General features: G+C 66.1%; 8 protein-coding genes and 1 tRNA gene. 5 read left to right on the forward strand and 4 right to left on the reverse strand.

Going from position 1 to position 12,842, the window contains the following annotated elements; genetic code table 11:
• Positions 1-121: 121 nt before the first annotated feature.
• Positions 122-2,890 carry a DNA gyrase subunit A gene (gyrA, locus tag ABS73_RS12015; protein WP_423805178.1) on the forward strand — a complete coding sequence of 923 codons (2,769 nt, stop codon included), beginning with the start codon at positions 122-124 and terminating at the stop codon, positions 2,888-2,890.
• Positions 2,891-2,947: 57 nt separating this feature from the next.
• Complete coding sequence (locus ABS73_RS12020; RefSeq protein ID WP_277021509.1) at positions 2,948-4,039, forward strand: AI-2E family transporter; 1,092 nt, start codon at positions 2,948-2,950, stop codon at positions 4,037-4,039.
• A 12-nt stretch (positions 4,040-4,051) separates the two neighbouring features.
• On the opposite strand, the gene ABS73_RS12025 is transcribed toward ABS73_RS12020, so the two are convergent.
• From ABS73_RS12025 to ABS73_RS12040, 4 genes are read right to left on the reverse strand one after another with little or no spacing between them, the layout of a single operon-like run.
• Entirely contained in the window at positions 4,052-6,496 is a 2,445-nt protein-coding gene (locus tag ABS73_RS12025) for a DUF3772 domain-containing protein (protein ID WP_277021507.1), read from the reverse strand.
• 35 nt (positions 6,497-6,531) lie between these two features.
• The gene (locus tag ABS73_RS12030) at positions 6,532-7,563 is read right to left on the reverse strand and encodes a cysteine synthase A (RefSeq protein WP_277021504.1); all 1,032 of its coding nucleotides are present in this window, start codon (positions 7,561-7,563) and stop codon (positions 6,532-6,534) included.
• Between the two features lie 43 nt (positions 7,564-7,606).
• The gene (locus tag ABS73_RS12035) at positions 7,607-8,698 is read right to left on the reverse strand and encodes an NUDIX domain-containing protein (RefSeq protein ID WP_277021501.1); all 1,092 of its coding nucleotides are present in this window, start codon (positions 8,696-8,698) and stop codon (positions 7,607-7,609) included.
• Positions 8,695-9,561, reverse strand: a complete 867-nt coding sequence (locus tag ABS73_RS12040) for a hypothetical protein (protein ID WP_277021498.1) — start codon at positions 9,559-9,561, stop codon at positions 8,695-8,697. The genes ABS73_RS12035 and ABS73_RS12040 overlap by 4 nt, the downstream gene beginning before the upstream one ends.
• A gap of 109 nt (positions 9,562-9,670) precedes the next feature.
• On the opposite strand from ABS73_RS12040, the gene ABS73_RS12045 reads away from it, so the two are divergent.
• The 3 genes from ABS73_RS12045 to ABS73_RS12055 all read left to right on the forward strand — a co-directional run bounded on the left by ABS73_RS12045 (position 9,671) and on the right by ABS73_RS12055 (position 12,781).
• Positions 9,671-9,760, forward strand: a tRNA-Ser gene (locus tag ABS73_RS12045).
• 158 nt (positions 9,761-9,918) lie between these two features.
• Entirely contained in the window at positions 9,919-11,496 is a 1,578-nt protein-coding gene (locus tag ABS73_RS12050; RefSeq protein ID WP_277021496.1) for a site-specific integrase, read from the forward strand.
• 82 nt (positions 11,497-11,578) lie between these two features.
• Positions 11,579-12,781: a phage portal protein gene (locus ABS73_RS12055; RefSeq protein ID WP_286693468.1), complete on the forward strand. Its 1,203-nt coding sequence runs from the start codon at positions 11,579-11,581 to the stop codon at positions 12,779-12,781.
• Positions 12,782-12,842 lie beyond the last annotated feature (61 nt).

The raw sequence follows: 12,842 nt of genomic DNA on the forward strand, positions 1-12,842 counted from the left end.
GCGCGGCGCGGCGCCTGAGCGCGCCAGGGGGCATGTTTTCCTGACCCGGACTGCGGGGCGCGATTGCCCCCCGCAGCGGCCTCGGCTATACCGAACCCCAACTAGATGTTGAGGAATACCCGTGGCCGACACCCCAGAAGACGATCTGCCCGAAACCCCCGAAGAGGCCGTCGAACCCCGCGTCGTGATGCATCACGACGGCCCGGTGATCGATATCTCGACCGAGATGCGGACCTCGTACCTGGACTATGCCATGTCGGTGATCGTCAGCCGCGCGATCCCCGATCTGCGCGACGGGCTGAAGCCGGTTCACCGCCGCATCCTCTATGCGATGGACGAATCCGGCAACACCGCCGACAAATCCTATCGTAAATCGGCCCGCTCGGTCGGCGACGTGATGGGCAAGTATCACCCCCATGGCGACAGCGCGATCTATGACGCGCTGGTGCGGATGGCGCAGACGTTCTCCATGTCGCTGCCTTTGCTGGACGGCCAGGGCAACTTCGGCTCGATGGACGGCGATCCGGCCGCGGCCATGCGCTATACCGAAGTGCGCATGGATAAGGCCGCCAACTATCTGCTGATGGACATCGACAAGGACACCGTCGATTTCCAGGACAACTATGACGGCAAGGATCGCGAACCGACCGTCCTGCCGGCGCGCTTCCCCAACATGCTGGTCAACGGCGCGGGCGGCATCGCCGTCGGCATGGCCACGAACATCCCGCCCCACAATCTGGGCGAAGTGATCGACGCCACGTTGGAGCTGATCGCCGACCCCGACCTGCCGACCGAGCGTCTGCTGGAGATCATTCCCGGCCCTGACTTTCCGACCGGCGCGACCATCCTGGGCCGCTCGGGCGCGCGCAAGGCCTATCTGGAGGGGCGCGGCAGCGTCATCATCCGCGCCAAAACCCATATCGAGGAACCGCGCAAGGACCGCTTTGCCATCGTCGTCGACGAAATCCCCTATCAGGTGAACAAGTCCACCCTGATCGAGCGCATCGCCGAACTGGCTAAGGAAAAGAAGGTCGAGGGCATCGCCACCGTCCAGGACGAATCCGACCGCCAGGGCGTGCGCGTCGTGGTCGAGCTGAAGCGTGACGCGACCCCCGACGTGGTGCTGAACCAGCTGTTCCGGTTCACCCAGTTGCAGACGACATTCGGCTGCAACATGCTGGCGCTGAACGGCGGCAAGCCTGAACAGCTGGCGCTGCGCGATTTCCTGACCTACTTCATCAGCTTCCGCGAGGAGGTCGTCGCCCGCCGCACCGCGTTCGAGCTGCGCAAGGCGCGCGAGCGTAGCCACGTGCTGTGCGGTCTGGCCGTCGCGGTCAGCAATGTCGACGAGGTCGTGGCCACCATCCGCAGCAGCGCCGACGCCGCCGAGGCCCGGACCCGCCTGATGGAGCGTCGCTGGCCCGCCCATGATATCGTCGAATACCTGCGCCTGATCGACGATCCGCTGCACCCGGTGAACGAGGACGGCACCTACAACCTGTCCGAGGTTCAGGCCCGCGCCATCCTGGAGCTGCGCCTGCAGCGCCTGACCCAGCTGGGCGTCAAGGAGGTCACCGACGAGCTGCAGGTGCTGGCCGACAGCATCCGCGACTATCTGGCGATCCTGGCCTCGCGTGAGCGGATCATGCAGATCATCGCGGACGAGCTGCGCGAGGTGCGCGACCTGTTCGCCGTCCCGCGCCGCACCGAGATCGTCGACTGGTCCGGCGACATGATGGACGAGGACCTGATCGAGCGCGAGGACATGGTCGTGACCATCACTTCGGGCGGGTACATCAAGCGGACCGCACTGGCCGAGTTCCGCGCGCAGCGGCGCGGCGGCAAGGGCCTGTCCAGCATGGCCACCAAGGAAGACGACGTGGTCACCACCCTGTTCGTCGCCAACACGCATACCGAGTTGCTGTTCTTCACGACCGACGGCATGGTCTATCGTCTCAAGACCTGGCGGCTGCCGCTGGCGGGCCGGACCTCGCGCGGCAAGGCGATGGTCAACATCCTGCCGATCGAGCCGGGCGTCAGCATCGCGGCCCTGCTGCCGATGGACGCGCCCGAGACGGAATGGGAAAGCTATCAGGTCATCTTCGCCACCGATGAGGGCGATGTGCGCCGCAACGCGCTGTCGGATTTCACCAATGTCCGCGCCAACGGCAAGATCGCCATGAAGATGCCCGACGGCGTCAGCCTGATCGGTGTGCGCCTGGCGACGGAGCAGGACGACGTGATGCTGGTGACCGCGCAGGGCCGCGCGATCCGCTTTCCGACGACTGCGGTGCGGGTCTTCAAGGGTCGCGATTCGACCGGGGTGCGCGGCATTCGTCTGGCCGAGGGCGACACGGTCGTCAGCATGTCCGTCATCCGCCATTTCGAGGCCGATCCGTCCGAACGCGTCGCCTATCTCAAGATGCGCCGCGCGGTGGCCGGCGCGCTGGATGACGGGGCCGAGGCCGACGAGGATGACGACACCCCCGAGGGCACCGTCACCCAGGAACGCTATATCGAGATGTCGGCGGCCGAGGATCTGATCCTGACCATCACCGCCAAGGGCGCGGGCAAGATCAGCAGCAGCCACGACTATCCTGTGCGCGGACGCGGGGGTCAGGGCGTGATGGCGATGGATCGCGCGATGCGCGGCGGCGCGCTGGTCGCCAGCTTCCCGGTCGACAGCTTTGACCAGATCATGCTGGCGACCTCGACCGGCCAATCGATCCGCGTGCCGGTCGAGGGGATCAGCTTCCGCTCGCGCAGCGCGGGGGGCGTCAAGGTGTTCAACACCGCCCCCGGAGAGGTCGTGGTGTCGGTCGCCCGCATCGCCGAACAGGGCGAGGCCGAAGACATCGACCCCGACGCCCCCGATGGCGGACAGGACTGATAACAGGCCACCCGATCCCGCACAGGCGGGGTCGGGTTTTTTCGACGCGCGGGGGTGATGGTGGATCAATCGAACGAAACGGTGCTGCGCGAACGGCTTCAGACGGGGTTTCTGGGCGTGATCGCCTTTTCGCTGCTGATGTTCATGCTGGTGCAGGCCAAGTTCATCCTGATCTCGCTGGCCATCGCGATCATCCTGTTCTCGCTGACCTCGGACGCGATCCACGCGATCTCGACCCGGCTCAGGGTGCCGAACTGGCTGGCGACAACGCTGGCGCTGATCGGCATCGCCCTAGGGCTTTTGTGGATCTCGACCACCATCGTGGCGCAGGTAAACGAGATCGTGTTCCTGGCCATCACCTATGCCGAACGGGCGCAGGCCGCCCTGCCCGCCCTGACCGAACGCCTTGGCCCCGAGGCGCAGGAGCGGATCATCACCGCGCTGACCAATTTCAACATCACCGGCTGGATCCGGTCGCTGGCGGGCCAGGCCTCGGGCATCCTGTCGGGCAGCGTGCTGGTGATCCTGTTCGTGGGCTTCATGTTCGCCGAGCAGGTCTGGTTCCCGGTCAAGATCGAGCGTCTGGCCGACGACCCCGAACAGGCACGCCAGATCCGCCAGATCATCGCCTCGATCATGCACCGGGTGAACCGCTATCTCGTGGTCAAGACCGGCGTCAGCGCGGTGACCGCCGCCATCGTCTGGGGCATCTTCACCGTGATGGAGCTGGAGCTGGCGACGGCGATTGCGCTTCTGACCTTCATCCTGAACTTCATCCCCTCGGTCGGGTCGATCGTGGCGACGATCATCGCGGCACTGCTGGCCTTCGTGCTGTCGGGCGACACGACCGTCACGCTGATCGTGGGCCTGTTGTGCAGCACCACCCAGTTCCTGATCGGCAACGTGATTGACCCGATGCTGCTGGGTCAGACGCTGCGCCTGTCCAGCTTTGGCATCATCCTGTCGCTGGCCTTCTGGGGGGCGATCTGGGGCGTGCCGGGAATGTTCCTGGCGGTGCCGATCATGGTGGCGCTGATGATCATCTGCGCCCATATCCCCTGGCTGCGGGGCGTCGCGGTGATGCTGTCGCGCGAAGGTCTGCCCGATGACGGCGCAGGCGACAGCGCGCAGGACCGCGCCGCCGCCTAAACCCCGGGGCGATCAACGCCCGTCCGCGCCCCCATCATCGGGCATGCCTTCGGCGTCGGCGATATCGTCCCGGATCAGCATCGGGTCGGGCTGGTTCAGCGGGGCCGGGACGGGTTCAGCCGCTGGTGTTGCGGGCTCGATCCGCGGGGCGTGCCCCGGCAGCGCCTCGGGGTTGCGCAGCCAGATGTCGCGTTGGGCGAAGGGGGCCTCGATCCCTTCTTCGGCAAAGCGCGCAACGACGCTGTGCAGCAGGTCCGAGGTCACGCCCAGACCGGTCCCAACATCCGCCAGGATCGCCCGGATCTCGAAGTTCAGCGAATCCGCGCCCAAACCCCGGAACAGGATCGCTGGGGCCGGGTCGATGGCGACCAGCGGGTGATCCTCGGTGATCTCGCGCAGGATACGCTCGACCTGGCGGGTGTCGCTGCGATAGCCGACGCCAATCGGGATGATGATCCGCCCGATCTTGTTGTGGCGCGTCCAGTTGGTGACCGGCTGGCTGATGAAGTCGCTGTTCGGGACGATGACCTCGGTCTTGTCGAAGGTCTCGACCATGGTCGAGCGGACCGAGATCTTCTTGACGATGCCCTGCTGGCCGCCGGCGCTGACCCAATCGCCCACGCTGACGGGACGTTCGATCAGCAGGATGATGCCGCTGACAAAGTTCGACACGATGTTCTGCAGGCCGAAGCCGATGCCGACCGACAGCGCACCCGCGACGATGGCAAAGGACGACAGGTCGATCCCGGCCGAGGTGATCGCCATCAGCGCGGCCAGAAAGATCCCGACATAGCCCAGGCCCGCCACCAGCGCGTTCTGACCGCCCGCATCCAAGCGCGTCTTGGGCAGGATCGAGTTGCGCAGCATCCCCTGCACCCCGCGCGTCAGGGCATAGCCCACGGCGAAGATGATCAGGAAGGTCAGGATCGCACCCGGCGACAGGGTCACGCCGCCCAGGCTGAACCCCTGGCGAAAGCGGATCCAGTATTCCGACAGTTCTTGCGGGGTGGCGCCCCAGATGACCAGGAACAACGGCACCGAGGCCAGCACCAGGGCGAACCCGGACAGCAGCGGCGCCAGCCCCTCGCGCGCGCCCTCGGCCCCCCGCTGCAGCATGTTGAACAGGTCGGCCACGAAATCCTGCAGCAGGATCAGCAGACCGACCAATGCCAGCGAAAACAGCCAGGGCCAGACCATCAGGTTGCCCATGTTCACATAGCCCGCCGCCGTCACGACCACCGCGATGGGCGCCAGAATCCGGGTCAGCTGCCCGGCCCAGGCCACGATCCAGTGGCGATAGGACAGGTCCTGGGTCACGGCCTCGCGCGTCAGGCGGCGCAGGATATTGCCAAGTCGGAACATTGCCAGCGCGGCAAGCACGATCAGCGCCAGATGCCAGACCCCGGCAGCGGCTTCCGAGAACTGCACGGGGACGCGTCCGACCTGCGCCTCGCCCTGCTCATAAAGGCCCGACAGCGGCAGCACCGCCCGCGACAGGATGTGATGGATCGCCATCAGCAGCGCCAGCAGCGTCACGACCCGGCCTGCGGAGACACGGGCCCCCTCGCTCATCTGCAGCGAGGTATAGGCGATGGCGGTGCGCGGAAACAGCGCGCGTGCCATCCAGATGCCGCCGAACAGGATCACCGCCGCGACCGGCAGCGCGTTCAGGATCGGTGTGGTCCAAGGACCGGGCAGGCCCGTCGCCTGGATCGCGCTGATGCCCAGATAGACGCCCGCCATGGGAATGGCGATCTGGCCCAGGGAGACGACAAAGGCCAGCACGGCCCGCGAATGTTCCGTGGCGCGCGATGACAGGCGCGACGGCAGTGCCACGATCCAGGCCCGTCCCCAGGTCAGGATCACCAGCGCCGCGATCAGATAGGCCGCCACCTGCGGCAGGCGGGGCCGCAGATCGGCCCAGGCCTGCGGCGTGGCATCGCGGCCCGTCACCTCTGCGCCGATGCCCTGCGCCAGGGCCAGACCGTCACCGGCCGCGGCCCCCCAGGATTGCGGCAGCAGGGGTGAGGCCGTCTGCTTGGACAGCTCCAGCGCCTGGCGCTGGCGGGCGATCTCGTCGATCTGGCTGATGATGGAATTGGCGCGGCTGGTCGCCTCGGTCGCGGCCAAGCGGGGGGCCTGCGCGGTCGACAGCTGGCGGTTCAGCTCGGTCCGGCGGTTGGCCAGCTCCTCATCCTCGGTCTCGCCCTCTGCGGGGGCGGGGCCAAGCGCATCGATCTGATTGCGCAGGGTGGCGATGCGGTCGCCGTTGACGGTCTGCCCGGCCTGCAACTGGTCGCGCCAGTCGATGATCCGGGTCCGGGTGCGGGCCAGTTCCTCGTTCGTGGCCTGGGGGTTCGCGGTCAGCGCCTCGGCGCGTTCGGCGACCTGCTCCCAGATCTGGTAATTCGGGCTCTGGGCAAAAGCGGGCGCCGCCGTCAGGGTCAGCAGCGCCACAAGCAATGGTGCAATCAAATGTCGCATGAAACCTTTCAGTCTTCGTAGACCTGCGGAAGATCGGGCGCGGGACGGGTCAGCCAGTCGGGCACCGGCAACCCCTTGGCCCGCAGGAAGTCGGGGTTGAACAGCTTTGTCTGATAGCGGGTTCCGTAATCGCACAGGATGGTGACGATGGTATGGCCCGGCCCCATCTCGCGCGCCATGCGGATGGCGCCCGCGATATTGATGCCGGACGATCCGCCCAGGCACAGCCCCTCATCCTTCAGCAGGTCAAAGACGATGGGCAGCGCCTCGGCGTCAGAGATGCGCCAGCTGTGATCGGGGGTGAACCCCTCCAGGTTCGCGGTGATGCGCCCCTGCCCGATGCCTTCGGTGATCGAGCTGCCGGGGCTGTCGAATTCACCGGTGGTGTAAAAGGAATGCAGCGCCGCGCCCTCGGGGTCGGCCAGGCCGATCCTGACGCCCTTGTGCTGCAGCGCGTCGGCCACGCCCGCCAGCGTGCCCCCCGACCCCACCGCGCAGATGAAGCCGTCGACCTTGCCGCCGGTCTGTTCCCAGATCTCGGGGCCGGTGGTCTCGACATGCGCCCGGCGGTTGGCCACGTTGTCGAACTGGTTGGCCCAGATCGCGCCATTGGGTTCGGTCCGGGCCAGCGCCTCGGCCAGGCGGCCGGAATAACGGACATAGTTGTTGGGGTTGCGATAGGGCGCGGCAGGCACCTCGACCAGGGTCGCACCGGCCAGGCGCAGCATGTCCTTTTTCTCCTGGCTCTGGGTCTCGGGGATCACGATCACCGACTTGAAGCCCATCGACGCACCCACCAGCGCCAGGCCGATGCCGGTATTGCCGGCCGTGCCCTCGACGATGGTGCCGCCGGGGCGCAGGGCGCCGCGCGCCACCGCGTCCTTGATGATGTACAGCGCCGCGCGGTCCTTGACGGACTGGCCGGGGTTCATGAACTCGGCCTTGCCCAGGATCTCGCAGCCGGTCTCCTCGCTGGCGCGCTTGAGGCGGATCAGCGGGGTATTGCCGATCGCGTCGGCCAGATCAGAACAGATTCGCATGGCGATCGACCTTTTTTCCGGATGGGTTCAACGTTCCGTTTACCTATACGCCCCCGGCTTGGAGGGGCAACCCCAGCTGCCCGCGCAGCCGCTCCACCCGCCCGTCCAGCCACAGCGACAGCGTGGCCAGCGGACCGTTGCTGATCTGGCCCGCGTCCACCAGCGCGGACAGCCGCGCGCGGTCCATCAGGTGGCCGCGGATATCCTCGGCCTCGCCGTCCAGACCGTGGATGCCTGCCGATCCGTCCGGCAGATCGGCGATGCCCACGTATTGATACAGAAACTCGCACACCGCGCCGGGGCTGGGATAGGCGTGAAAGGCCGGGAACAACCGCGTGATGGTCAGGTCCGCCTCCTCGCGCGCCTCGCGCAGGATCGCGGCCTCGGGCGTCTCACCCGCGTCGACCCGGCCCGCGACCGGCTCCAGCAGCCAGGGTTGCGGATCGCCGCGCATCGCCGGGGCAAAGCGGAACTGTTCGATGACCAGAACCCGGTCGCGCACCGGGTCCCAAGGCAGCAGAACTGCCGCATCGCCCATGAGGAACGCCTCGCGGGTCATGCTTGGGGTCTGGCCGCCCAGGTGCAGCTCATGGGTCAGATCGCGCCGCTCGACCCCGAAATAGCCGGTAAAGGGCTGACTGCGCGCCAGGGTGCGGATGGCCTGTGCGGGGCGCTTGGCCACGACCCCCTGCCCCGACGGCGCCATGGCTTGCGCCCGGATGCGGCTGGAGGCCCAGATGCCCGTCATGGGCAGCCGCCAGGCCAGCAGCGCCGGGTCGACATCGGGGCCCGCCGCCAGGATCTGGCGCGCGATCTCGGCGGCCAGCGCGACGTGGTCGGGCGCCGCCGCCCCGTCCCGCCCGGTGCCCTCTGCGGCGACGCCCAGAACCGCTTGCCCATGCCAATCCCGCGCGGTCAGCCCCATCACCGCCGCATAGCGGGCCAGCGCATCATTCATCGCCACCGCGACCCCCGCGACCGAGCCCGCGGAGGCGACCAGCGCGGGCCAGCCATCGCGCGTGATGCCCGCCCGCCGCCCGCCACGCAGCGCACCGCTGATCGTCACCGGCGTCCCGTCCAGCGACAGCGCGTCCAGCATCGGCGGCTGCGCCAGCACGCCCAGCAGCACGATCACAACTGCTGCCCCTGCCCGCGCAGGGCCGCCGCGACCCCCATGTCATACGAGGTCTGGGCAAAGACCCGGTCGAACCCCGCGAACAACAGCTGCGACAGCGCCTGCCCCTCCGGTGAGGCGACATGGCGCGCGTAGTCCGACAGCGCCGCATCCTCCAGCGGGCCATAGGCCAGCATCAGGAACCCCTGCAGCCAGACAGTCGCCTCGGCCTCGATCTGATCGCGCTGCGCCCAGGCATCGCTCATCATCTGGCGGTCGTCGGGGGGCATGTCAAAGCCGCCCGCCGCCGCATAGCCCCGCGAAAAGGCGATGGCGGCATTCAGCCCGCCCGCCACGTTGGGCGCGACCATGTCGGCATCATCGATCATCCGCGCGATCGCCACGGCACGCGGATGATCCGCCGAAAAGCCTTGGGCAAAGGCCGCGCGGGCCTGATCCTCGACCCCATCCTCCTGCAGCGCGCGGCGGGCCGATATCTCCAGCCCAACCACCTGCCGCCCCAGCCCCGAGGCATGAAAGGCCAGCCCCCGGTCGATGGACGCAGGTTCGGCCCGCGCCATGGCCTCGCCAAGCCCCTCCCGGAACAGCGCCTCCATGCGGTCGGGCTGGTGGATACGTCCGACGACGCGCGCCCAAGGCAGCCCGCCCCCCGCGATCAGCCCCTCGGCCTCCATCCGCGCGGCCTCGTTGACCGCCTCCTGCTGCAACAGCGGCATCAGATCGGCCAGCTGCAGCACCTCCCACAGCAGATCCGCACGGTCGGACACGGGCGCGGCCATCTGGACAAGCGTCGCGTGGGCCTGCGCGGGCAGCGGCGTCGGGGGCATGGCGCAGGCGGCCATCAGGCCCAGAATGGTCAGCATGTCCCGTCCCTCTCGTGGAAAGTTCGTCGGCTTCCGATTTTTTCGTTGAAACCCCCTTGCGCTTCAACCCCTGCCCCTCTAATTCCGCGACACCACACCAGAAAAGCGCGGAGAGGTGCCGGAGTGGTCGAACGGGGCGGTCTCGAAAACCGTTGAGCCTGCAAGGGTTCCGTGGGTTCGAATCCCACCCTCTCCGCCACACATCCCACATGTTCATGATATTGCTGAAAAGCCTTGTTTTACAGGCCCGTCAGCTACAAAACTTGCTACAAAACTTGCTACAAAACCTGCTACAAAACGGGGTTCGGCAAGATCATGAAACACGTCCAACACGTCCGTGGAAAGTGGGTCGCGCGCATGACCGTGCCGACCGAGTTGCGTGACATGCTTGGGATGCGCGAACTGGTCGCGCCCCTTGGCGGCGACAAGAAGGAGGCCGAGCGCAAAGCGCTGGTCGTCCTGAACCGCTTCCACGCGATCCTAGAGGAAGCGCAAGAGGCCGTCGCGGCGAACCGCCCTTCCCTCTCGACCGTCGCTAAAGCCCACTACCGGGCCGAACTGGCGAACGACGACAAAGGCCGTGCAGTCAGGCACCCTAGCGATCAGGCGTTCTTTACCTATTCCCGGTCCGTCTACGCGAACAAGTTGCGGCTTCTGGTAGCTGACACCCTCGACCGGGACGAGGCGGAAGCCTTGATAGGATTCGCTGCCGACGACCTGATGAGCAAGAATCTGGCACCGGACGTTCCGCGCGATGTCCTGTTGAAGACGCTGGCGCAGGTCCAACTGGAGGCGCTTGCCCGGTTTGAAGAGCGCGACGGCGGCAAGGTCATCCTGTCAGAGCCTACCCTGCCGGTCCTGACCGCACCGGACCCGCAGCCCATCACAATGGCGCCCGGCGACCGTCCCAGCGGCACCACGTTGTCAGACGTGCTGACGGCCTTCCACAAGGAACGGGGCGCGGGTGGTCGATCACTTGCCCCGAAGACCATGGAAGAACACAAATCCGCCGTTCGCATGTTCGAAGAGTTCAAGGGCGGGCCAGTCGCGGTCCAAGCGATCACTCGCAAGGACGTGATCGCCTATAAGCAGGTGCTACTGGAGACGCCCACGCGCTACACCCAGCGGTTTCGAGGCCTGACCCTGCAACAGGCGATCAAAGCCAACTGCAAGCGCCCTCAGCCGTTCGAGACGCTGGACCCCCAGACCATCAACATGAAGTGGCTTTCGCACCTGTCCAGCATCCTGCAATGGGCGGCGAACAACGGCCACATCGAAGTCAACCCCGCGCAGGGCGTTCGGGTGGACACCGGCAGCGCCAAACACAGAGGCCCCAGCCGCCTGCCCTTCGATCAGGCCGACCTGCAACGGATCTTCGGCACGGCACTGTTCACCGACCCAAAGACCTACACGACAAAACAATGGGCGCTGCTGGTCGCACTCTACACTGGTGCCCGGTCATCCTCTGAGATCGCTCGGATCAAGTTGTCGGACGTGCGTGATGAAAGCGGCATTTTGATCTTCGACCTGCAAGAGGCCACCAAGAACGCCCATAGCAAGCGGCTGGTGCCTGTCCACCGCGACTTAGTTAAACTTGGCTTGCTGGACTATGTGGCGTCCCTTCGCGCGTCCGGCGCGGTTCGCCTGTTCCCTGACTGGCAGCCGGAGGACAAAATCAATCGCTGGTTCCTTCGCACCTACCTGCCGAGCGTCGGTATCGAAGACGGTAAGAAGGTATTCCATAGCTTTCGGCATACCTTGAAGACTGAACTGATCCGAACCGGTTGCACGAAAGAGCTGTCCGACCTGATCACCGGCCATGAGGATCAGTCCGTGGCCGCTGTTTACGTCCACGATGTTCCGTTGAAGCGGATGCAGGCTGCGCTGGACTGCGTGACGTTCAAGCTACCGATACTTCGGAGCGACCCCTCATAAGCATTCCTTCGCCAAAAGGCGTTGCGCTATAAGTTTTACTGTGGTAATTTTGCCACAGTAGTTCTTGTTGCGAGTTGTCCTTGTGTCCATCCTTACCGGCCTCGCCCGCACGTTCGGGCGGGGCACCCCCGTCGAACAGAAATCCATCACCCTGACCGATCCGGCAGCGTTGGGCCTGTTTGGCATCCAGCCTGTCGCCTCTGGCATGACTGTCACCGCTGCCAGCGCCATGCGCGTCCCTGCTGTTCGCCGCGCGGTCAGCCTGATTGCCGAAAGCGTCGCCTGCCTGCCCTTCAAGGTTTACGCGCATGACAGCCGGGAAGCCGCCAAGGATCACCCGGCCTTTGCCCTTGTCCATGACCACGCAAATGACTGGACCAGCGCCGAAGCCTTCCGCGAACAGTTGACCGCCGATGCACTGCTGACCGGCAGCGGTCTCGCACAGGTGGCGCGCAACGCCGAAGGCAAGCCGGTGTTCATGCTGCGCATGGACCCAAGCGCCGTCACGGTCGATCATGATGACTTCGGCGAACCGTCCTATCGTGTTCGCCTGAAGAGCGGTGGTGAACAGGTTCTGCCGTTCCACGACGTGCTGCATATCCAGCCGCTGCACGGCATCAGCCCGATCACGCTGGCCCGTGAGGCCATCGGTCTAGCGCTGGCCGCCGAACAGCACTTGGCAGGCTTCTACAGGAACGGCGGGCGGCCCTCCGGTGTGATCCGCCACCCCGGCAAGATGGACGCGACCGGCCAACAGAAAATCGTTAATAGCTGGTTCAGCGCCCACGGTGGCGACCAGTCAGGCAAGACGGCCATCCTTGACGAAGGCATGGAGTTCCAAGAGATCGCCTTGAAGTTGGCCGATGCTGAGTTCTCGGAGGTCCGGCGCGAACAGGTCCGCGAGATCGCCCGCGCCTTTGGCGTCCCGCCTGCGTCCCTGTTCGAGATGAGCCGCGCCACCTGGAGCAACTATGAACAGGCGCAGCGTGAGTTCCTGACCGGCACCCTGCGCCCGTGGATCGCCCGCTGGCAGGCTGCCTACAGCCGCTGTCTGCTGACCACTGACGAACGCGCTGTCCTGTATGTCGAAAGCAACCCCGACGACATGCTTTCCGTCGATCACGCCGCCCGTGCCACCGCCTTCAGCCAGTATCGCAGCATGGGCGTCCTGACCGGCAATGAGATCCGCGCAGCCATGAACCGCCCGCCGCTGCCCGGCGGTGACGATCTGCAAAACCCGTTCACCACGACCTTGTTGCACATCTCAGTGATGGGGATTCACTGAGCGCGTCCTGAGGGTTAGGTCGAGGGCATGCCGAAGCCTTCCCCGATCCACTACCGCACGA

Source organism: Paracoccus sp. SCN 68-21, assembly GCF_001724535.1.
GTDB lineage: Bacteria > Pseudomonadota > Alphaproteobacteria > Rhodobacterales > Rhodobacteraceae > Paracoccus > Paracoccus hibiscisoli.